The sequence below is a fragment of the Sphingomonas sp. P3_C5 genome (genome assembly GCF_056402635.1).
Window position 1 is genome coordinate 1 of the sequence record NZ_JBFUHA010000001.1, and the last position, 20,858, is coordinate 20,858.

A 20,858-nucleotide genomic window follows, 5' to 3' on the forward strand; every position below is an offset into this window, starting at 1 on the left:
GCTCTGGGTGAAGAGTCTTTTTGAGCGCACAGACGCGCGCCCCCACCCCAACCCCTCCCCTGAAGGGGAGGGGCTGAAGCTTTCTGTCCGACCTGGTCGAATTCAGCTCTAGGTCTGCAAGACCGCGCCACACTTTGCAGCTGCTACAGATTCAATGCAGCATGGCCGCCCGAAACGCCTCGCAGACCCTCGCGTTGATCATCGGCTTGCCGAGGATGACGGAGAGGGGGCCGCTCGGGCCACAAGCCTGCGGGGTGGCGGTGATGAAGATCACCGGCAACGGCCCCATCTCGCCTTGAATTGACTCGACCGCATGCGGCCCGGTGCCTTCGCGGAGCATCACGTCGGACATGATGACATCAGGCCGCTGGATCCGCGCGGCATCGACTGCCTCGCGCTCCGTTTCGGCGAAGGAAAAGCTGGTTGCGCCTGCCGTGGACAGCATGTCCCGAAGATCGAGTGCGATCAGGGCTTCGTCCTCAATAATCAATACGTGACACATGGGTATTCTCACTAACCTCGATCAAACGCGCCATGGAGATAAACGGGTACGAGCGAGGCGAGATTATTCGGCATTTTCCAGCGATTTCAGCCGCACGGCGCCCATTCCGGGGCATGTCAGGCCTAATTACGCACATCTGTACAATGTTCTGTACAGGAGAGAAAATGTCCTGACCCGCATGACATTTCCAACCCGTGGGCGTGGTCGGCCGTGCAATCCAGCGCTGGCCTCAACTTGACATTTTGCACCGCAACATGCATATGCCGCCCATCGAGGCGTCATGCAGCGTGATCGGACTCCCAAGGTCCAAGCTCCGCCTCGGTCGTTTTTAACGGGCTTCCCTTTTCACGCGGGGTGTCATTCTCCCCCGCCACTCGTGCGTCCGCCGGACTCGCGAGCCCGGCTAATATTGGACTGTTTTTTTCATGTCATTCGCACATCTCGGCCTCGCCGAGCCGCTCGTTCGCGCGCTCGAAGCCAAAGGCTATACCAAACCCACCCCGATCCAGCAGCAGTCGATCCCGACCCTGCTCGAAGGCCGCGACCTGCTCGGCATCGCCCAGACCGGCACCGGCAAGACCGCCGCTTTCGTCCTCCCGTCGATCCAGCGCCTCACCAATGAGGGCAAGAAGGTGCTTCCCACCCATTGCCGCATGCTGGTGCTCGCGCCAACCCGCGAACTGGCCAGCCAGATCGCCGACAGTGCGCGCGATTATGGCCGCTTCTCGAAAATGTCGGTCGCAACCGTGTTCGGCGGCACCAGCATCAACAAGAACCGCACGGATATGGCGCGCGGCGTCGACATCCTCGTTGCGACGCCCGGCCGCTTGCTCGATCTGATCGAGCAGCGCTTCGTCAGCCTCGCGATGCTCGAGATCCTCGTCCTCGACGAGGCCGATCAGATGCTCGATCTCGGCTTCATCCATGCGCTGCGCAAGATCGTCCGGATGCTGCCCAAGCAGCGCCAGACCCTGTTCTTCTCGGCGACGATGCCGAACGCGATCCGCGAGCTGGCCGACCAGTTCCTCAAGGACCCAGCGACCGTGAAGGTTGCGCCCGTCTCGACCACCGCCGAGCGCGTCGACCAGTTCGTCAGCTTCGTGAACCAGGGCGAGAAGCAGGCGCTGCTGACCATGTTGCTCCAGAACCCCGAGGTCGAGCGTTGCCTCGTCTTCACGCGCACCAAGCATGGTGCCGACCGGGTCGTGAAGCTGCTCGGCCATAACGGCATCGCGTCCAACGCGATCCACGGCAACAAGAGCCAGCCGCAGCGCGAGCGTGCCCTGGCCGAGTTCAAATCGGGCAAGGCCAAGATCCTCGTCGCGACCGATATCGCCGCGCGCGGCATCGACGTGTCGGGTGTCAGCCATGTCATCAACTTCGAGCTGCCTAATGTGCCCGAGCAATATGTCCACCGCATCGGCCGCACCGCGCGTGCCGGCGCATCGGGCGTTGCGATCAGCTTCTGCGCCGATGATGAGAAGTCCTATCTCCGCGATATCGAGCGGCTCACTCGCGTGAAGCCGACCCCGATGCCGCTTCCCGAAGGCTTTACCGCTGAGGCAGCGCGGATCAAGGCAGCACGCCCCGCCGGTTCCGACGTCGACGATCGTCGCCGCGACGAGTCCGGCCGTCACCGTGCACCGCCCCGCGCGACGCACGCCGCACGCCCGACGGGCGCTCGCCCCGAAGGTGCCGCGCGTCCACATGGCGCTGGCCGTCCTCAGGGCGCCGGCCGTCCTAGTGGCGCAGGTCGCCCCGGTGGCGGCGGTCCGCGCCGCCAGCATTCGGGTGGCGGTCGCCGCTCGCCTGCCGCTGGCTGAGGGATACAGGCGGCGCCCTGATGGTTGAACCGGGTGAGAATCCGAGGAGACCAGCATGGACGTCGCCACCACCCCTGCCGTCGAACGCATCGCCCGCGTCCTTGCGGGCCAGCGCATCAGCGCCAACGCGAAAGGTGATGAGGAATCCGCAGCCGACCTGGTCGAGCGCAGCTGGTCCCATCATCTGAGCGACGCCGTCGCCGTCCTGCACACGCTGCGCGCGCCCGATGAGGCGATGGCGGCGGCAGGCGATCCGGCGGTGTGGGAGCGGATGGTCCTGGCCGCGATCGAAGAGGCGAAGCCGGATACGGTGGTGCTCTGATTGCACCAGTACTCTCTCCTAGCTGTCATCCCCGCGAAAGCGGGGACCCAGCTCCTGCCGCTTGCGCCAAATGCTCCGGTTACTTGTGGTTAGCCGTGGGAGATGGGTCCCCGCTTTCGCGGGGATGACAACGGGGGGTGTGTGAATCAGTCGCGTACTGTCAGCCATTCCTCCTCGGCCGCCCGCGTGCTGCGCAGCCGGTTGGCCGGCTCCTCTACATCCTCGTACCCAATCGCCATTCCGCAGAAGAGCATCCGCTCAGCCGGCGTGCCGAGAAAGCCGGTGATCGTCTCAGGGTACATCGCCCAGCATTCCTGCGCGCAGGTCGCGAGTCCGGCCTCGACCGCCAGCAGCATTACATTCTGCAGATACATGCCGAGATCCGCCCATTGCGGCGGCCCCATCTGCCGGTCGACCGTGCAGAACAACGCCGCCGGCGCGCCAAAGAACTGGAAGTTGCGCGCGAACCACATCCGCCGCGCCGCCTTGTCCTCACGCGGAATGCCGAGTTCGGAATACATCGCCTCACCGACGGCGAAGCGCCGGTCGCGATAGGGAGCGGTCAGCTGGGGCGGATAGATTGCATAAGCAGGATCCTCGACCTCGCCCGCCATCAGCTTTGCCATCATGATGGCCTTGAACGCCGCGAGCGACTCGCCGGTGACCAGATCGATGTGCCACGGCTGCAGATTGCCGCCGGTCGCGGCACGCGCAGCCTTTGTCACGATTGCTTTCAAAATCGACGGATCGACGGGTGTGTCGAGAAATCCCCGCACCGATCGCCGTGCCGCTACGGCCTCCGTCACATTCATTGAGAAGCTCCAGGATTCGATGATCGGGTATGTGCTCGCACCCTTGCCGACCCGCCGCGATTGGGCAAGAGTGGCTCATAAAGACGAACGCAATGGAGAGTCGAGCATGGCCGAGGCCTATATCGTGGAGGCGGTGCGGACCGCTGGCGGCAAGCGGGGAGGCAAGCTCGCGGGATGGCATCCGGTCGATATGGCGGCGAGCGTGCTCGACGCTGTCGTCGCCCGAACCGGCATAGACGGCGCGGCCGTGGACGACGTCGTCATGGGCTGCGTCATGCAGGGCGGGCAGCAGGCGGGTCAGGTCGGGCGCAATGCCGTGCTCGCCGCAAAGAACCTCCCCGACAGCGTTCCCGCCGTCTCGATCGACCGCCAGTGTGGATCGTCGCAGCAATCGATCCAGTTCGCGGCGCAGGCAGTGATGTCGGGCACGCAGGACATGGTCATCGCCGCTGGCGTCGAGAGCATGACGCGCGTGCCGATGGGCTCGACCGCGATGCTGTTCATGAAGGAGGGCCTCGGCAATTATAAATCGCCCCTGCTCGAGGAGAAATATCCCGGCCTGATGTTCAGCCAGTTCATGGGCGCCGAAATGGTGGCGAAGAAGCATGGCTTCGACCGCGCGCAGCTCGATGCCTATGCGCTCGAGAGCCATCGCCGCGCGGCGGCCGCCACTCAGCGCGGCGACTTCAACGAGGAGATCGTCGGGCTCGAGATCGAGACGCCTGAAGGCACTGTCCTCCACACAGTCGACGAGGGTATTCGCTATGACGCGACGTTCGAATCGATCGGCTCGGTCAAGCTGATCCAGGAAGGTGGCTGCATCTCGGCCGCCAATGCCAGCCAGATTTGCGACGGGGCCAGTGCGGTGCTGATCGTCAGCGAAAAGGCGCTCAAGGATCACGGCCTGACCCCGCTCGCGCGCATCCATAACCTCACCGTCACCGGCGGCGATCCTGTCATCATGCTCGAGGAGCCGCTGTTCGCGACTGACCGGGCGCTGAAGCGCGCGGGGATGCGGATCGAGGATATCGATCTCTACGAAGTCAACGAGGCGTTCGCGCCGGTGCCGCTCGCCTGGCTCAAGCATGTCGGCGGCGATCCGGCGAAGATCAACGTCAATGGCGGCGCGATCGCGCTCGGCCACCCGCTCGGCGCCTCGGGCACCAAGCTGATGGCGACTTTGGTCCATGCACTGCGCAAGCGCGGCGGTCGCTACGGGCTGCAGACGATGTGCGAGGGCGGCGGCATCGCCAATGTCACGATCATCGAGCGACTTTGATCTTTCGACGGAGACCCATATGAAACTCGACAATGATATCGCAGCCGTCGTCACCGGCGGCGCTTCCGGCCTCGGCGAGGCAACCGCGCGGGCACTGGCCGCAAAGGGTGTGAAGGTCGCAATCTTCGATCTTCAGGCGGAGAAGGGCGAGAAGGTTGCGGCCGATATCGGCGGCATTTTCTGCGAAGTGAACGTGACCTCCGATGAGAGCGTCGATGCGGGCTTCGCCAAAGCGAGGGCGGCCAATGGCCAGGAGAGCGTGCTCGTCTGCTGCGCCGGCACCGGCAACGCGATGAAGACAGCGAGCCGATCCAAGGAAGACGGGTCGATCAAGCATTTCAGCCTCGCGGCGTTCGACTGGCTCATCCAGATCAACCTGATCGGCACCTTCCGCTGCGTCGCCAAATCGGCGGCGGGGATGCTGACCCTCGATCCCGGCGAGGATGATGAGCGCGGCGCGATCGTGATGACGGCCTCGGTCGCGGCCGAGGACGGCCAGATCGGCCAGGCGGCTTACTCCGCGTCCAAGGGCGGGATTGTCGGCATGACCCTGCCGATCGCGCGGGACCTGATGAACGAAGGGATTCGCGTCAACACCATTCTGCCCGGCATCTTCAACACGCCGCTGATGCAGGGCGCGCCGCAGGCAGTGAAGGACAATCTCGCCGCATCGGTGCCTTTCCCCAAGCGGCTCGGCAATGCGCCCGAATATGCCAATCTAGCGCTGACGATGATCGAGAACAGCTATTTCAACGGCGAGGATGTGAGGCTCGACGGCGCGATTCGCATGGCGCCTCGGTGACGCTTAACTGCCCTCCCGTTTACGGGAGGGGTTGGGGGAGGGCCTGTCGAAGGCGCATCCCTTTGCTGACACGCCCTCCCCTAGCCCCTCCCGCAAGCGGGAGGGGGACAAGGAATACGAATGCCCCGTCCTGATCCCTGGCGGCTCGACCCAGCCAGATATCCTCATAGCGAGACGATCCAGACCCGCTTTCAGGATCTCGATACGCTTGGCCATATCAACAATGTCGCGATGGCGGCCTTGTTCGAAAGCGGCCGGGTGCGTTTCAACCAGTCGATGGGGCTGGCGGGTTGGCGGGATCATCGCTGGCTCATCGCACAGGTTGAGATCAATTATATCGCTGAGGGAAAATTCCCGGCCGATGTCGAGATCGCGAGCGGGATCGGCGAGATCGGTACGCGGAGCTGGCAGATTCTGTCAGCGGCCTTCCAGGGTGGCGCGGTGATCGCCACCAGCGACACCGTGGTCGTGATGAGTGGGGCCACCGGCGCGACCGCGCTCCCGGACGACTTCCGGGCCGCGCTCGAGAAGCACCGCGTGCGTGCTAATCCCTGAACACCGGCACCCGCTTCTCCATATTCGCCATCACCGCTTCGACCTGGTTGGGTTGACGGATCACCTTCAACTGCTCGACCGTTTCCGCCTCGAGCATCGCGACCGGATCAGCATCGTGCGCGAGGTTGCACAGCCGTTTGGCACCGCGCACCGCGTGCGGATTGCGCGTTGCGATCTCCTCGGCGAGGGTCATTGCCGCGGCGCGCGGATCATCGGCGATATGGCTGACGAAACCGTGCCGCGCCGCCTCCTCGCTATCGAATTCGCGCGCGGTGAAGGTGAGTTCGCGTAGCACATCGTCCCGAACCAGGCTCCGCCACAGCGGGAAGCCGCCCATATCGGGCACCAGCCCCCAATGCAGCTCGCGGATCGCGAAGCGAGTGCCCGGCGCCGCAATTCGGATGTCGGCACCCGACATGATCTGAAAGCCGCCGCCGAGCGCGACGCCGTGTACCGCAGCAATCACCGGCATCGGCAGGGTGCGCCATCCCCAGCTGACCTGCTGGACCAGATTGGCACCGTTCGGCCATCTGTCGGCGAGGTTCAGCCCGGAACCGCCCCCGGCCATGCTGACCATATCGAGCCCCGCACAAAAGCCGCGCCCTTCGCCGGAAAGGACGACGACGCGCACGTCCGCCATGCCGGCAAGCTGGTCGATCGCGTCCGCAATCCCCTGAAACATCGCCGGATCGAGCGCGTTCATTTTCTCCGGGCGGGTGAGGCGCACATCGGCGATATGATCGGCGATAGTGATCGAAACGCGGTCGTTCATTTGGTTCTCCCTCATACGATCCGCCCGCCGCCGACGCCCCAATATTGGTCGCGGAGCAGGCGCTTGTAGAGCTTGCCCGTCGCATGGCGCGGCAATTCCTCGGCAAAGTCGATCTGGCGCGGCGTCTTCACCCCCGATAGTTCAGCACGGCACCAGGCGGTCAGCTCTGCCGCGAATTCCGGCGTCGCTTCGGCCATATCGACCGGCTGCACCACCGCGACCACCCGCTCGCCCATCTCGGGGTCGGGCGCGCCGATCACCGCCACATCGGCGACGCGGGGATGGGTGATCAGCCGGTTCTCGATTTCCTGCGGATAGATATTCACCCCGCCCGAAATGATCATGAAGCTCTTGCGATCCGTCAGATAGAGATAGCCGTCCTCATCGAGCCGGCCGATATCGCCGAGCGTCGTCCATCCCTTCGCATTCTTCGCCTCGGCGGTCTTGGCCGGATCATTATGATATTCGAACTGCCCGCCGCCTTCGAAATAGACCAACCCTTCTTCGCCTGTGCCGAGCTCGGTGCCGTCTTCGCCGCACACATGGGGGACGCCATAAGCCGCCTTGCCGACCGAACCCTTGTGCGTCAGCCATTGCTCCGAATTGATCGTGGTGAGGCCATTCCCCTCGGAGCCGGCATAATATTCGAACAATACCGGGCCCCACCAGGCGATCATCGCTTCCTTAACGGGAATCGCGCACGGCGCGGCGGCATGGATCGCGACCTTGAGCGAGGAGAGATCGTACCGGCCACGCTCAGCCTCACTCAATTTCAGCATCCGCACGAAATGGGTCGGAACCCATTGGCTCGCTGTCACCTGATAGCGCTCGATCGCAGCAAGCGCCGTGAGCGGATCGAAACGCCGCATCATCACGACCGTGCCGCCGAGCCGCTGGACAGTCATCGACCAGCGCAAGGGCGCTGCGTGATAGAGGGGCGCCGGGCTTAGATAGATCGTATCGGCCCCTATCCCGTACAGCCCGCTGGCCAGCGCCGCGAGGACGGTCGGCGCGGTGATGTTCGGATCCTCGGGCAGCGCGACCCGCACGCCCTTTGGCCGCCCCGTCGTGCCTGAGGAATAGAGCATGTCGGCGCCAGCGCGCTCATCAGCGATCGGCGTCTCCGGCATTCCGCCAACGGCCTCTTCCCAGCGCGCCCATCCAGGTATGTCGCCGCCGAGCGCGAAAAGCGCGGTGTCGCCGAGATCGCCTGTGAGCTCCGCCGCAACCGCGCCGAGCCCCGCCGAAGCAACGAGCAGCTTCGCATCGCTGTCGCGAACGATATAGGCGACCTCGGTCGCGGTCAGCTTGGTCGAGATACAGACGAAGAACAGGCCGCTGCGCTGCGCGCCCCAGACGATATCGAAGAGTTCGGGCATATTCTCGACGAACAGGGCGATGGTGTCGCCGGCCTTCAATCCCTGCGCCCGAAACAAATGCGCGGCACGATTGGATCGCCTGTCCAACTCGGCGAAACTCACTGTCTCGCCGGTTTCGGCGACGATCAGCGCCGGCTTGTCCGGCGTCTCGGCGCCATGGACGCTGGGATGCATCCGCCTCTCCATTGGTTGTTCTTTGAAACTGAAGCTAGACTCTGCCGACGGGCGCGGCAATCAGCTAATCCACGAGAAAGACGCCGTCTTGTCCTCGTTCCATCTTGTCCTCGGTCTTTGCATGTATAGAGCGGAGAGGAATGAGCACGCAGTCGAGCTTCCCCGCACTGGAGAATTACCTGCGCGACGGCGTAAGTGGGCACGGCCATCGCCTGGGCCTGCTCTACCGCGCGCACGGTCCGGACTGGGTGGAGCTGGGCTTGCCTTATAATCCTGAGCAGATCGGCGATCCGGAGAGCGGCGTCATCGCGTCCGGCCCGATTTTATCGATGATGGACATGGCGACCAGCCTGTCGGTCTGGCTGAAGCTCGGCACTTTCCGCGCGCATGCCACGCTTGATCTGCGCGTCGATTATCTGCGGCCCGCCACACCGGGCAAGACAGTTATCGGGCGCGGCGAATGCTATCGCATCACGCGGTCGATCGCGTTCGTGCGCGGCCAGGCGCATGACGGCGACCCCGATGATCCGCTCGCACATGTCGCCGGCACCTTCATGGCATTGGAGGGCTATCAGTGAAGCTGCCGCCTTATGCCGAGCTGCTCGGCCTTACCGTCGATGCTGATGACGAAGCCATGTTGATGATGCCGTTCGGCCAGGCCGTGCTCGGTCGCCCCGGCTTCCTCCATGGCGGCGCGATCAGCGGCCTCATGGAAGTAGCGGCTATCGTCGCGCTTCGGCACGCGCTCGCCGATGAAGGTGGTGGGCGGATCAAGCCGATCAATGTGACAGTCGACTTCATGCGCGGCGGCCGCGACAAGCCGACCTATGGAAAAGGCATCGTCACCCGGCTCGGCACCCGCGTCGCCAATGTCGAGGCGAGCGCCTGGCAGGACGACCCAACCCGACCAATCGCGGCGGCGCGTATGAACTATCTGATTGCGCGGCCGTGACTGACCGGCGCCAACAAGCCGCAACCTATGCCGCGGCAGCGCAGCAGTCCCGCGATGCGGGCGATTTCTACGATGCCCTGCTCCAGCAACGCCGTGCGGTGGCCTTGCTTCGCGACGTCGGGGATCGCGCCGCGCTCGCGCATGCGATCAGGCATCTGGCGGATATCCTGGTTGCCGCCGGCAATGCCGGGGAGGCCTCCGAATCTATCACCGAGATGTTGACCTTGTACCGGGCAACCCCGGACGCTCAGCCGCTCGATGTGGCCAATGCTTTGCGCAGCGCGGCACTCCATGCCGAGGCGTTGGGCGACAATGAAACCGCTCGAGCCTTCTGGATCCAGGCGCGCGATCGCTATGCCCCTCTCGATGATGTCTTCGAGCGCCTGACCGGCAAACCCGGCAATCCCGGTGTAGCCGAAGCCGACGCGAAACTTGCGTCGCTCCGCTTCTGACGGATCAGCTCTTTGGCGTGATCCGGAAGAGGCGGCCATTCTCGCCTTTGCCATCCTCGATCAGCCAGATCGCGCCATCGGGCGCCTGGGCGACGTCGCGGATGCGCATGCCCATCTTCCATTGATCGGCCGGTGCGGCGGTAGTGCCGTTCAGCGTCACCCGGATCAGCGCGTTGCCCGAAAGCGCTGCGATGAAGGCCGATCCCCTCCAGGCCGGGAACATGTCGCCCGAATAGATAATCAATCCGCCCGGTGAGATAGACGGATTCCACCAGAGCTTCGGCGCCTCGAGATCGGGACGGCTCGGATGATCGGGGATCGGCTGGCCAGAATAATTGTCGCCATTGGAAACGATCGGCCAGCCGTAATTTTTGCCCGGCAGGATGAGGTTGAGTTCGTCGCCACCCCTTGGACCCATCTCGGTCTCCCACAGGCGACCGGCTGAATCGAAGGACAAGCCATAAGGGTTGCGGTGGCCGCTCGACCATGTCGCCGCCCGCACGCCGCCGGCCGATTCCATCGGATTGCCGGGTGCTGGCCTGCCGTCGAGGGTGAGGTGCAGGATCTTGCCCAATGCCTGATCGGGGTCCTGAGCCGGGGTGAACCGCTGACGCTCGCCCGAGGACAGGAACAGCGATTTACCATCGGGTGCGAAGGCGATGTTCGCACCGAATTGGCCGCCCGGGCCATCCGACCCGGCGCGCCAGATCACCCGCAGCTTGTCGAGGCCGTTCGCGCCAAGCGACGCGGTCGCGAGCGCAAGGCTGCTGCCTTGCGCTCGCGGCTCTGAATAGCTGATATAGATTCGCCTGCTGGCGGCGAAATCGGGCGCGATCGCCACGTCGAGCAACCCACCCTGGTTGACCTGCGCGACGGCCGGCACGCCGGAGATCTCGGTCACGCTGCCATCAGCGGCGCGAAGTTTGAGGTGCCCGCCTTTTTCGGTCACGAGCAGCCGTCCGTCGGGCAGGAACGCGATGGCGAAGGGCGAGTCGAACTGGCCGATCCGCGTGATAGTGAAGGGTGGCGCAGTCGGCGTCAGATTGGCGCGTCCGGTGGTCGCCGGGACATTCTTGAGCGACGGGTCGAGCGGGGCGTTTTCGGGGAGCTCCATCGATACCGGTGCAGTCGCGTTCTGGGCGGCACTTGAGGTGCCGGAGCAGCCCGCGCCGATCAATGCGGCGAAAGGCAGGAGTGCACAGGTCGGGAATCGGATCATAGCAGGCGCCTCTCTCGATCGCGCATCGTGACGACAACGGCCATCGCAAAGCCGCGTTCCTTCACATCCTATAGGATCGATCGGAGCGTGAGGCGAGATGCGATTCGAGCCTCTTGCCCAATCACCCGGTCCGCCGTATATCGCTCTCACATTCTCTACATCGTTATGGGTGAAGAGGTCGGGGCCACACGGTCCCGGCGGCGAAAAGGCATGTTTGGAGTTCGATGGCGGATATCGCGCAGCTGACACGGATGATCGAGCCCGAGGCGAAAGCCCTCGGCTTTGATCTCGTGCGTGTGAAGCTGTTCGGCGCGGCCGGCGACATCACCCTGCAGGTGATGGCCGAGCGGCCCGACACGCGCCAGCTGACGATCGACGATTGCGCCGCGCTGTCGCGCCGGGTTTCCGACCTGTTCGACGAGAAGGATCCGATCGAGGAGGCCTATCGGCTCGAAGTCAGCTCCCCGGGCATCGACCGGCCGCTGACCCGACTCAGCGACTTTGCCGATTGGGCCGGCCATGAAGCGCGCATCTTCCTGACCGCGCCAGTCGAGGGCCGCAAGCAGCTCACCGGCGTGCTCAAGGGCGTCGAGGGCGATCGCATCACGATCGATGTGAAAAAGCATGAGGCGATGACAATCGGTTTCGGCCAGGTCGCCGATGCCAAATTGCTCCTGACTGACGCGCTGATTGCATCCACCCGGCCGCTTTCCACTGAAGGCGCCGACGAATTCGAAGACGAGGCGCTCGAAAGCGCCAACCTGAACCAGAGTGAAGGGCAAGACTGATGGCAACTGCCGTTTCCGCCAACAAGGCAGAATTGATTGCGATCGCGAACGCGGTCGCCACCGAGAAGATGATCGATCGCGCGATCGTGATCGAGGCGATGGAGGACGCGATCCAGCGCGCCGCTCGCGCCCGCTACGGCGCCGAAAACGACATTCGCGCCAAGCTCGACGCCAACACCGGCGATCTTCGCTTGTGGCGCGTCGTCGAAGTGGTCGAGGCAGTCGATGACTATTTCAAGCAGGTGAACCTGAAGGAAGCGCAGAAGCTCCAGCCGGGCGCCGTGGTCGGCGACTATATCGTCGATCCGCTGCCGCCGATCGAGTTCGGCCGAATCGCAGCGCAGGCCGCCAAGCAGGTGATCTTCCAGAAGGTCCGCGATGCCGAGCGCGAGCGCCAATATGAAGAGTTCAAGGATCGGATGGGCGAGATCATCACCGGCGTGGTGAAGCGCGTGGAGTTCGGCCATGTCGTGGTCGATCTCGGCCGCGCTGAAGGCGTGATCCGCCGCGACGCGCAGATCCCGCGCGAAGTGGTGCGCGTCAATGACCGCATCCGCTCGCTGATCCTCAATGTGCGCCGCGAGAATCGCGGCCCTCAGATCTTCCTCAGCCGCGCGCATCCCGACTTCATGAAGAAGCTGTTCGCTCAGGAAGTGCCTGAGATTTACGACGGCATCATCGAGATCAAGGCAGCCGCCCGTGATCCGGGTTCGCGCGCGAAGATCGGCGTGATCAGCCATGACAGCTCGATCGATCCGGTCGGCGCCTGCGTCGGCATGAAGGGCAGCCGCGTCCAGGCAGTCGTACAGGAAATGCAGGGCGAGAAGATCGACATCATCCCCTGGTCGCCTGACACCGCGACCTTCGTCGTCAACGCGCTGCAGCCGGCATCTGTGTCGCGCGTGGTGATCGACGAGGAAGAAGACCGCATCGAAGTCGTCGTTCCCGACGATCAGCTTTCCCTCGCGATTGGCCGTCGCGGCCAGAATGTCCGCCTCGCCAGCCAGCTGACCGGCAAGGCGATCGATATCCTGACCGAGGCCGACGCCTCGGAGAAGCGCCAGAAGGAATTCCTCGAGCGCACCGAGATGTTCCAGACCGAGCTCGACGTCGACGAGACGCTGGCCCAGCTGCTGGTCGCCGAAGGTTTCGGCGCTCTGGAAGAAGTCGCCTATGTCGAGGCCGCTGAAATCGCCGCGATCGAAGGGTTTGACGAGGATCTCGCCGCCGAGCTGCAGAGCCGCGCGACCGAGGCGCTCGAGCGCCGCGAGGAAGCCAATCGCGCCACCCGTCGCGAACTGGGCGTATCCGACGATCTTTCCACCATTCCGTATCTGACCGAGGCGATGCTGGTCACGCTCGGCAAGGCGGGGATCAAGACGCTCGACGATCTCGCCGATCTGGCGACTGACGAGCTGATCCAGAAGAAGCGTCAGGAACCGCGCCGCCGCGCCGAGGATGCGCCAAAGCGCCCCGAGGACAAGGGCGGCGTGCTCGGCGAGTACAACCTCTCCGAAGAGCAGGGCAACGAGATCATCATGGCCGCGCGCGCGCACTGGTTCGAGGATGAGGAGGCTCCGGCCGCAGACGCCGAAGCTCCGGCCGAGGAAGCATAAGCACCCATGCCATTTGTCAGCATCCGGATCGCGGGTACCGCGACGCACGACCAGAAAGCGGGGATCGTCGCTGACGTGACCGCTTCGCTGGTCACGCGTCTCGGCAAGAATCCGGCTGCGGTGCAGATCGTGATCGAGGAAGTCTCTACGGAGAATTACGGCGCAGGTGGCCAGCTGATCGCTGACCGCGACGCGCCGAAGAGGGAGGACGCGCATGCGGTTCCCTCAGTATGAGGCGCTAGGGCTTCAGACAGGTACGAGTCTCTACTCAACCCCTCCCCTTCAGGGGAGGGGCAAGGGGTGGGGCAGCAACGCAGCGGGCTCGATGCCCGACGCGATGCTTTGGGCTGGACGTGATGGTAGCGAGATCGGACAAGTGTCCGCACTCCCCCACCCCAACCCCTCCCCTGAAGGGGAGGGGCTTATATTATGACCGCCGCCGACCCCATCCGCCGCTGCATCCTGCTCGGCGACCGCGCGCCGCGGCATGCGCTGGTGCGACTCGCGCTGTCGCCCGAGGGCCATGTCCTCCCCGATGTCCGCGCCAAGGCGCCGGGCCGCGGCGCGTGGATCGGCGTGACCCGCGCCGAGCTCGAAACCGCGATCGCCAAGGGCAAGCTGAAGGGCGCGCTCGCGCGTGCCTTCAAGACCGGGCCGGTGCTGATCCCAGACGACCTGCCGGCGCTGATCGAATCAGCGCTCGAACGCGCCGCGCTCGATCGCCTTGGCCTCGAATCGCGGTCCGGCGGGCTCCTGACCGGTGCCGAGAAGATCGAGACCGCGGCGCGGTCTGGTAAGCTCCAATTGCTGCTGCACGCCTGCGATGCCGGCACTGACGGCAACCGCAAGCTCGACCAGGCCTGGCGCGTCGGCACCGATCGTGAAGGCGAGGATGTGCGGGGCTTGGCACTGCCTGTCCCACGCACCATATTGGCCGTGGCACTAGGCCGCCAAAATGTGGTACATGTAGGCCTGACTGATCCCGATGCGGCGAGGCGAGTGGGCGAAGCGCTCCACCGCTGGCTGCATTTTATCGGCCCTGACCCAATATCTGCGCCTTGCGAAACGGCCTCGCAGGGCGCATCGGCGCCTGAATTACACGTCCCGGGAGCTGGCGCGCCCGACGAGACCTACGAGGAATTTGAGTGAGCGATACCGACAACGAAAAGCCGAAACTGGCTCCGCGCCCGCCATTGGGGCTGAAGCAGACGGTCGAAACGGGCAAGGTGAAGCAAAGCTTCAGCCATGGCCGCTCGAACACCGTGATTGTGGAAGTGAAGCGCCGCCGTATCCTCGGCCGTCCGGGCGAAACCGAAGCGCCCCATATCGAGGAGGCAGCACCCGAGCCAGTCGCCGCGCCCGTCGCGCGCGCGCCCGAACCGCCGCGCCCGGCGCCGACCTCACCCGGCGACTCCCTGCTCTCGCGCCAGGAACTCCAGGCGAAGCGCCTGCGGGAAGCCGACGAAGCGCGGATGAACGCACTGGAGGAAAATCGCCGCCGCGAGGAGCGCCAGCGCCGCGAGGCAGCTGAGGAAGAGCGCCGCCGCGCCGAGGAAAGTCGCCGTGCCGGCGATGCTCCCGATTCAGCCGCCGCGCCCGAACAGCCCCCGCAGCCTGCAGCCGAGCCTGAAGCCAAGCCCGAAGCGCAGCCAGCGCCGGTCGAAGCCGCGGCGCCCGTCGCCGCAGCTCCAGAGCCAGTCGCACCCGTTGCTCCGCCGGCCCCGATCAGCGTTCAGCTCGACCCCAGCATGCCCGCGCCGCGCCGTTTCACACCCGTAGCGCGCCCTGAACGCCCGCGCCCGCCGCCCGCGCCCGTCGCGGCGCCGAGCACGCCAGCGCCCGCACCCACCAGCGGTGCGGCAACTGCCGCGCCCAAGCGCCCCGCTCCTGGTCTCGGCGTGCCTTCCAATGACAGCCCCTCGCGTCCGCAGCTTCGCGACCGCAAGGGTGACGACCGCCGCACCGCGGGCAAGCTCACCGTCAACCGCGCCCTTGGCGATGGTGACGGCGCGCGCGCCCGCAGCCTCGCCGCGCTCAAGCGTGCCCGCGAGAAGGAACATCGCCGGATGGGCGGCCCGCGCGAGGCGCAGGCCAAGCAGATCCGTGACGTCGTCGTGCCTGAGGCGATCACCGTCCAGGAACTCGCCAACCGCATGGCGGAAAAGGGCGCTGACCTGGTCAAGGCATTGTTCAAGATGGGCATGCCCGTCACGATCAACGCAACAATCGATCAGGACACCGCCGAGTTGCTCGTCACCGAGTTCGGCCACAACATCACGCGCGTCAGCGATTCGGATATCGATCTCGCAATCGAGACGGCCGACGATACCGACGAAGGCGCCGTGCCGCGTCCCCCGGTCGTCACGATCATGGGCCATGTCGATCACGGCAAGACTTCGCTGCTCGACGCGCTCCGGGGCACCGATGTCGTCAAGGGCGAGGCCGGCGGCATCACCCAGCATATCGGCGCCTATCAGGTGACGTTGAAGGACAAGTCGAAGATCACCTTCCTCGATACGCCTGGCCACGAAGCGTTCACCGAAATGCGCGCGCGCGGCGCCAATGTGACGGACATCGTCGTGCTGGTGGTGGCGGCCGATGACGGTCTCAAGCCGCAGACGATCGAGGCGATCAACCACACCAAGGCGGCCGGCGTGCCGATGATCGTGGCGATCAACAAGATCGACAAGCCTGAGGCCAATCCGCAAAAGGTCCGCGAGGCGCTGCTTCAGTATGAAGTCGTGGTCGAGGAAATGTCGGGCGACGTCCAGGACGTCGAGGTCTCGGCGCTCAAGCGGACCGGTCTCGACGAGCTGATCGAGAAGATCCAGATCCAGGCCGAACTGCTCGAGCTGAAGGCAAATCCGGATCGCCCCGCCGAGGGCACTGTCATCGAGGCGAAGCTCGACAAGGGTCGTGGCCCGGTCGCGACGATCCTCGTCAACCGCGGCACCCTGAAGGTCGGCGACATCTTCGTGGTCGGCGCCGAGAGCGGCAAGGTCCGCGCGATGACGGACGACAAGGGCCAGCAGATCAAGGCAGCCGGCCCGGCAATGCCGGTCGAGGTGCTCGGCCTGTCCGGCGTGCCGCGTGCGGGCGATCCGCTGTCGGTGGTCGAGAACGAAGCACGCGCCCGCGAGGTCGCCGAATATCGTCAGAGCGTGATCACCAGCAAGCGCACCACATCGGCTCCGGCCAGCCTGGAGAGCATGTTCTCCGCGCTCAAGGACAAGCAGGCGATCGAATATCCGCTCGTCGTCAAGGCCGATACCCAAGGCTCGGTCGAGGCGATCGTCAGTTCGATCAACAAGATCTCGACGGACGACATCAAGGCGCGCGTGCTGCACGCCGGTGTCGGCGGCATCACCGAGAGCGACGTCACTCTCGCGGGGGCATCGGGCGCGCCGATCATCGGCTTCAACGTCCGCGCCAATGCCAAGGCACGCGAAATCGCCGAACGCCAGAAGGTCGCGCTCAAATATTATGACGTGATCTATGACCTGATCGACGAGATCAGGGCGGGCATGGCGGGCGAGCTCGGCCCCGAGGCTTTCGAAACGGTCGTCGGCCGCGCCGAAATCCGCGAGGTCTTCTCGGCCGGCAAGCATGGCCGCGCCGCTGGCCTGCTCGTCACCGAGGGCTTTATCCGCAAGGCCCTGAAGGCTCGCATCACGCGCGACGACGTCATCATCTACAATGGCGAGATCGCGTCGCTCAGGCGCTTCAAGGATGATGTGCCCGAGGTTCGGGCTGGTCTGGAATGCGGCGTCACCTTCGCAAGCCACACCGACATCAAGCCGGGCGACTTTCTCGAAACCTATGAAGTCGAGTTGCGCGAACGGACGCTGTAATGGCTATCACGACGCGGTCGGCCGCAGCATTGGGCCTCGGCCTGGTGCTGGCCGGCTGCGGCGAGCCGACTATCGCGTGGCGCAGCGCTCAATCGCCCGACCATCGCTACACCGCGACGGTTGAATATGATGCGCCGGTGCTGGAGCGGAAGGACACCTATGTGTTCCTCGAATCGAGCCGGCTCTTCTCGCGCCATATGGTCTACCGGGCGCATCTGCGGGGCTGTGTCATCCTCAACTGGACCGGCCCGCGGGCGCTGACGATCAGCCATCTCGGCGGGTTGCCGGTGACGATGGAAAAGCAATGGCAGCCGCGATGGGGCGGCGACCCGGTCGCCATCACCTACCGGGACTTCACAATTTCGGGGATGAATATCCCCGCTGAATGTATGGTGGCACGATGAGACCAGCCGACACCCCCGAAGCCCGTACAGTCCGCCTGCTCCGCGTGGGCGAGCAGGTGCGCCATACGCTGAGCGACATCCTCGCGCGCGGCGATGTGCATGACGAAACGCTGGCGAAGCATATGGTGACCGTCACCGAGGTCCGCATGTCACCGGACCTGCGGCACGCGACGGCCTTCATCAAGCCATTGCTCGGCAAGGATGAGGAAGCGGTGCTGAAGGCATTGCGCACCAACACCGCCTATCTCCAGCGCGAGGTCGCGGCCAAGGTGCAGATGCGGTTCGCCGCCAAGCTGAAGTTCCTCGCCGATGAGAGCTTCGACGAAGGCAGCCATATCGACAAGCTGCTCAAGGACCCGCACGTGGCGCGCGATCTGGAGCCTCCTGAGAGCAGTGACGACTGATCGATGGCCAAGCTCTATTTCTACTATGCCTCGATGAACGCCGGCAAATCGACCAACCTGCTCCAGGCCGATTTCAATTATCGCGAGCGCGGCATGCGGACTGTCCTGTTCACGGCGGCGATCGATGACCGCTTCACCCCGGGCACCGTCACGTCACGGATCGGGCTCGGCACCGATGCCATTGCCTTTGAACGCGATACCGATCTGGCCGCGATCGTCCGCCGCGACGGCGAGGCGCCCCCGGCCTGTGTGCTGGTCGACGAAGCCCAGTTCCTGACCGCAGGCCAGGTCGATCAGCTCGCCCGTCTCGCCGATTTCGACGGCGTTCCCGTCCTTGCTTACGGCCTGCGCACCGATTTCCAGGGCGAATTGTTCGAAGGCTCGGCCCGGCTGCTGGCGATCGCCGACGCGCTCATCGAGATCAAATCCGTGTGCGAATGCGGTCGCAAGGCGACGATGAACATGCGCGTCGATGCCGATGGCCAGGCGGTGCGCGAAGGTGCCCAGACCGAGATCGGCGGCAATGATCGTTATGTCGCGATGTGCCGGCGCCACTTCATCGAGCGTACAGCCGCAGTACGATAAAGTGCCCTCTTCAGTCGGTTTGTCGAGGAGCAAGAGCGTGATGATTCGCAGCCTGTTGGTCATTCCCCTCCTGGCCTTGGCCGGTGGCGCGGCGCTCGCACAAACGCCGCCACCCACATATGGCAAACCCGCCTCTATCCCCTTCGTCGACATGCGCGGCATCGAGGATTTCCAGGCCGATGGTGACCATGCGGTCTATCTCCAGGACCGCAGCCGGAAATGGTACCACGCCACGATCATGGGCCTCTGCCTCGGCCTGTCGTACGCCACGCGGATCGGTGTAAAGACGCGGGGCGGCAGCTCGCTCGACAAATATGGGTCGCTGCTCGTCGATGGCGACGAGTGTCGGATCGACGAGCTGGTGACGAGCGGGCCGCCGCCGAAGGTCAAGAAGGCCAAACACAAGGGCTGAGCCGCGCTGCGCTGGCGCATCGCGGCCCGCACCCCTAAATGCAGTCGATGAGCAGTCTCGTTTATTCCGCCGCAATCTGGATCATCCCACTCGTCATCGCGATCGTTTTCCATGAGGTCGCGCATGGCTGGGTGGCGAGCGCGCTCGGCGATCCCACCGCGCGCCGCCTGAACCGGCTGAGCCTGAATCCATTTCGCCATGTCGATCCGGCTGGCACGATCCTCGTGCCGCTCAGTCTCGCCATCGCGAACCTGCCTGTCTTCGGCTGGGCCAAGCCAGTGCCGGTGGTTGCCAGTCAGCTGCGAAACCCGCGGCGCGACATGATAATCGTGGCCGTCGCGGGCCCCGCGACGAATCTGGCACTGGCAATGATCGGCGCCCTGGTGCTCGCTGCTTTTACCCGTCTCTTGCCCATCGCCCCTCCCAGCGGGGGAATCCAGTTCCTGTTCGACAACCTGTTCAACTTCATCCTGATCAACGTCTTCCTTGCGCTGTTCAATTTGTTGCCGATCCCGCCCTTTGACGGCGGTCACGTCGTCGAGGGGCTGTTGCCGCGCCCCCTCGCCCGTCAATATGGTCAGCTGGCCCGTTACGCCTTTCCGGTGATGCTGCTCCTGCTGGTCGTCCTCCCGACGATCTTGCCGGCAGCGAATGTGGTGGAGTGGGTAATAGGGCCGCCAGCTGAAGCGCTTGTCCGGCTCCTCCTCGGCATCGCCGGCATTCAAGCCTGACGCGCTGATGCATGGCTGGATCATCCTCGATAAGCCGGTCGGCCTGGGCTCGACCCAGGGTGTCTCAGCGGTCAAGCGCGCGCTGAGAGCCGGCGGCTATCCGAAGCTCAAGGTCGGGCACGGCGGCACGCTCGATCCGCTCGCMTCGGGCGTGCTGCCGATCGCGATCGGCGAGGCGACGAAGCTTGCCGGGCGGATGCTCGACAGCGACAAGATCTACGCGTTCACCATCGCATTCGGCATGCAGACCGACACGCTCGACGGCGAAGGCGTCGAGATCGCCACGTCGGATGTTCGGCCCACCTTCGCCGATGTCGAAGCGATATTGCCGCGCTTCACTGGCCCTATCGAGCAGATACCGCCCGCCTATTCGGCGCTGAAAGTCGACGGCCGACGGGCCTATGATTTGGCACGGGCTGGTGAAGAGGTCGTGCTGGCGAGCCGGGCCGTTGTCATCCACGCGCTAAGTTCCTCAAGTTCCTGCCCGGCACGGGAAGGGGGACCGCCCGCTTCTTCAGCGGGTGGTGGAGGGGCTTGGAGCGCGGAACGTCTGCCTCGCGCTCCAAGCCCCTCCACCGCGCAAGAGCGCGGTCCCCCTCCCCGTTCCGGGGAGGAACTTGAAGACGTCACCCTCACCGCCCATGTATCGAAGGGCACCTATATCCGAAGCCTCGCGCGCGACATCGCGTTGGCCCTCGGAACGGTTGGTCACGTCACCATGCTTCGCCGTATCAAGGCCGGCCCGTTCATCCTGGCGGACTCGATATCGCTGGACAAACTGGCCGAACTCGGCCATGGGCGCGCCCTTGAAGACAAACTCCTGCCATTGAGGGCGGGGCTGGACGACATCCCGGCTCTATCCCTCACCCCCGATCAGGCAGGGCTGCTCCGACAGGGGCGGGTGTTGATCGGGATCGCCGCAGACGATGGCCTCCGCTTCGCGATATCGGACGATGTTCCGGTCGCTCTGGTGGAAGTTCAGGACCGCGAGGTTCGTGTCGTCCGTGGTTTCAACCTCTGATTG

General features: G+C 64.7%; 24 protein-coding genes. 19 read left to right on the plus strand and 5 right to left on the minus strand.

Annotated elements, in window-relative coordinates; translation table 11 throughout:
- Nucleotides 1–151 precede the first annotated feature (151 nt).
- Complete coding sequence (locus AC1DVS_RS00005; RefSeq protein WP_478019126.1) at nucleotides 152–502, minus strand: response regulator; 351 nt, start codon at nucleotides 500–502, stop codon at nucleotides 152–154.
- A gap of 425 nt (nucleotides 503–927) precedes the next feature.
- Here AC1DVS_RS00005 and AC1DVS_RS00010 point away from each other — a divergent pair, with 425 nt between their 5' ends.
- A complete protein-coding gene (locus AC1DVS_RS00010) occupies nucleotides 928–2,325 on the plus strand; it encodes a DEAD/DEAH box helicase (protein WP_478019128.1) in 1,398 nt (465 codons plus the stop codon).
- 55 nt (nucleotides 2,326–2,380) lie between these two features.
- Nucleotides 2,381–2,647 (plus strand): hypothetical protein, encoded by a 267-nt coding sequence (locus AC1DVS_RS00015; protein WP_478019130.1) that lies wholly within the window; start codon nucleotides 2,381–2,383, stop codon nucleotides 2,645–2,647.
- 146 nt (nucleotides 2,648–2,793) lie between these two features.
- Here the strand turns inward: AC1DVS_RS00015 and AC1DVS_RS00020 are convergent, their stop codons facing one another.
- The gene (locus AC1DVS_RS00020) at nucleotides 2,794–3,459 is read right to left on the minus strand and encodes a nitroreductase (RefSeq protein WP_478019132.1); all 666 of its coding nucleotides are present in this window, start codon (nucleotides 3,457–3,459) and stop codon (nucleotides 2,794–2,796) included.
- A gap of 106 nt (nucleotides 3,460–3,565) precedes the next feature.
- Here AC1DVS_RS00020 and AC1DVS_RS00025 point away from each other — a divergent pair, with 106 nt between their 5' ends.
- The 3 genes from AC1DVS_RS00025 (at nucleotide 3,566) to AC1DVS_RS00035 (ending at nucleotide 6,095) form a co-directional block, all read left to right on the plus strand.
- The gene (locus AC1DVS_RS00025; protein WP_478019134.1) at nucleotides 3,566–4,738 is read left to right on the plus strand and encodes an acetyl-CoA C-acetyltransferase; all 1,173 of its coding nucleotides are present in this window, start codon (nucleotides 3,566–3,568) and stop codon (nucleotides 4,736–4,738) included.
- 19 nt (nucleotides 4,739–4,757) lie between these two features.
- Nucleotides 4,758–5,540, plus strand: coding sequence for an SDR family NAD(P)-dependent oxidoreductase (locus tag AC1DVS_RS00030; protein WP_478019136.1), 783 nt, complete (start codon nucleotides 4,758–4,760; stop codon nucleotides 5,538–5,540).
- Between the two features lie 120 nt (nucleotides 5,541–5,660).
- Nucleotides 5,661–6,095, plus strand: a complete 435-nt coding sequence (locus AC1DVS_RS00035; RefSeq protein ID WP_478019137.1) for an acyl-CoA thioesterase — start codon at nucleotides 5,661–5,663, stop codon at nucleotides 6,093–6,095.
- On the opposite strand, the gene AC1DVS_RS00040 is transcribed toward AC1DVS_RS00035, so the two are convergent.
- Both AC1DVS_RS00040 and AC1DVS_RS00045 read right to left on the minus strand, forming a co-directional pair.
- On the minus strand, nucleotides 6,085–6,867 hold the full coding sequence (locus AC1DVS_RS00040) for a crotonase/enoyl-CoA hydratase family protein (protein WP_478019139.1): 783 nt from the start codon (nucleotides 6,865–6,867) through the stop codon (nucleotides 6,085–6,087). The two genes, AC1DVS_RS00035 and AC1DVS_RS00040, sit on opposite strands and share 11 nt — an antisense overlap.
- Before the next feature lie 11 nt (nucleotides 6,868–6,878).
- The gene (locus AC1DVS_RS00045) at nucleotides 6,879–8,420 is read right to left on the minus strand and encodes an acyl-CoA synthetase (protein WP_478019141.1); all 1,542 of its coding nucleotides are present in this window, start codon (nucleotides 8,418–8,420) and stop codon (nucleotides 6,879–6,881) included.
- 140 nt (nucleotides 8,421–8,560) lie between these two features.
- On the opposite strand from AC1DVS_RS00045, the gene AC1DVS_RS00050 reads away from it, so the two are divergent.
- From AC1DVS_RS00050 to AC1DVS_RS00060, 3 genes are read left to right on the plus strand one after another with little or no spacing between them, the layout of a single operon-like run.
- Entirely contained in the window at nucleotides 8,561–8,998 is a 438-nt protein-coding gene (locus AC1DVS_RS00050; RefSeq protein ID WP_478019143.1) for a PaaI family thioesterase, read from the plus strand.
- On the plus strand, nucleotides 8,995–9,372 hold the full coding sequence (locus AC1DVS_RS00055) for a PaaI family thioesterase (RefSeq protein WP_478019144.1): 378 nt from the start codon (nucleotides 8,995–8,997) through the stop codon (nucleotides 9,370–9,372). The genes AC1DVS_RS00050 and AC1DVS_RS00055 overlap by 4 nt, the downstream gene beginning before the upstream one ends.
- Complete coding sequence (locus AC1DVS_RS00060; RefSeq protein ID WP_478019145.1) at nucleotides 9,369–9,824, plus strand: hypothetical protein; 456 nt, start codon at nucleotides 9,369–9,371, stop codon at nucleotides 9,822–9,824. Before AC1DVS_RS00055 ends, AC1DVS_RS00060 begins: the two co-directional genes overlap by 4 nt.
- A gap of 4 nt (nucleotides 9,825–9,828) precedes the next feature.
- Here AC1DVS_RS00060 and AC1DVS_RS00065 read toward each other — a convergent pair whose 3' ends face one another.
- On the minus strand, nucleotides 9,829–11,043 hold the full coding sequence (locus AC1DVS_RS00065) for a PQQ-dependent sugar dehydrogenase (protein WP_478019147.1): 1,215 nt from the start codon (nucleotides 11,041–11,043) through the stop codon (nucleotides 9,829–9,831).
- A gap of 224 nt (nucleotides 11,044–11,267) precedes the next feature.
- On the opposite strand from AC1DVS_RS00065, the gene rimP reads away from it, so the two are divergent.
- The 11 genes from rimP (at nucleotide 11,268) to truB (ending at nucleotide 20,855) form a co-directional block, all read left to right on the plus strand.
- The gene (gene rimP / locus AC1DVS_RS00070) at nucleotides 11,268–11,831 is read left to right on the plus strand and encodes a ribosome maturation protein RimP (RefSeq protein ID WP_478019148.1); all 564 of its coding nucleotides are present in this window, start codon (nucleotides 11,268–11,270) and stop codon (nucleotides 11,829–11,831) included.
- Entirely contained in the window at nucleotides 11,831–13,447 is a 1,617-nt protein-coding gene (nusA, locus tag AC1DVS_RS00075; RefSeq protein ID WP_478019149.1) for a transcription termination factor NusA, read from the plus strand. Before rimP ends, nusA begins: the two co-directional genes overlap by 1 nt.
- A 6-nt stretch (nucleotides 13,448–13,453) precedes the next feature.
- A complete protein-coding gene (locus AC1DVS_RS00080; RefSeq protein ID WP_478019151.1) occupies nucleotides 13,454–13,681 on the plus strand; it encodes a tautomerase family protein in 228 nt (75 codons plus the stop codon).
- Nucleotides 13,682–13,876: 195 nt separating this feature from the next.
- On the plus strand, nucleotides 13,877–14,596 hold the full coding sequence (locus tag AC1DVS_RS00085; protein ID WP_478019153.1) for a DUF448 domain-containing protein: 720 nt from the start codon (nucleotides 13,877–13,879) through the stop codon (nucleotides 14,594–14,596).
- Nucleotides 14,593–17,298 (plus strand): translation initiation factor IF-2, encoded by a 2,706-nt coding sequence (gene infB / locus AC1DVS_RS00090; protein WP_478019154.1) that lies wholly within the window; start codon nucleotides 14,593–14,595, stop codon nucleotides 17,296–17,298. The genes AC1DVS_RS00085 and infB overlap by 4 nt, the downstream gene beginning before the upstream one ends.
- Nucleotides 17,298–17,702 (plus strand): hypothetical protein, encoded by a 405-nt coding sequence (locus tag AC1DVS_RS00095; protein WP_478019156.1) that lies wholly within the window; start codon nucleotides 17,298–17,300, stop codon nucleotides 17,700–17,702. Before infB ends, AC1DVS_RS00095 begins: the two co-directional genes overlap by 1 nt.
- Entirely contained in the window at nucleotides 17,699–18,106 is a 408-nt protein-coding gene (gene rbfA / locus AC1DVS_RS00100; RefSeq protein ID WP_478019158.1) for a 30S ribosome-binding factor RbfA, read from the plus strand. Before AC1DVS_RS00095 ends, rbfA begins: the two co-directional genes overlap by 4 nt.
- Nucleotides 18,107–18,109: 3 nt before the next feature.
- Complete coding sequence (locus tag AC1DVS_RS00105) at nucleotides 18,110–18,691, plus strand: thymidine kinase (protein WP_478019160.1); 582 nt, start codon at nucleotides 18,110–18,112, stop codon at nucleotides 18,689–18,691.
- A gap of 40 nt (nucleotides 18,692–18,731) precedes the next feature.
- The gene (locus tag AC1DVS_RS00110) at nucleotides 18,732–19,103 is read left to right on the plus strand and encodes a DUF6491 family protein (protein WP_478021171.1); all 372 of its coding nucleotides are present in this window, start codon (nucleotides 18,732–18,734) and stop codon (nucleotides 19,101–19,103) included.
- Nucleotides 19,104–19,150: 47 nt separating this feature from the next.
- Nucleotides 19,151–19,834, plus strand: a complete 684-nt coding sequence (locus AC1DVS_RS00115; protein ID WP_478019162.1) for a site-2 protease family protein — start codon at nucleotides 19,151–19,153, stop codon at nucleotides 19,832–19,834.
- 7 nt (nucleotides 19,835–19,841) lie between these two features.
- Nucleotides 19,842–20,855: a tRNA pseudouridine(55) synthase TruB gene (gene truB / locus AC1DVS_RS00120; RefSeq protein ID WP_478021173.1), complete on the plus strand. Its 1,014-nt coding sequence runs from the start codon at nucleotides 19,842–19,844 to the stop codon at nucleotides 20,853–20,855.
- The last annotated feature ends 3 nt before the right edge of the window (nucleotides 20,856–20,858 follow it).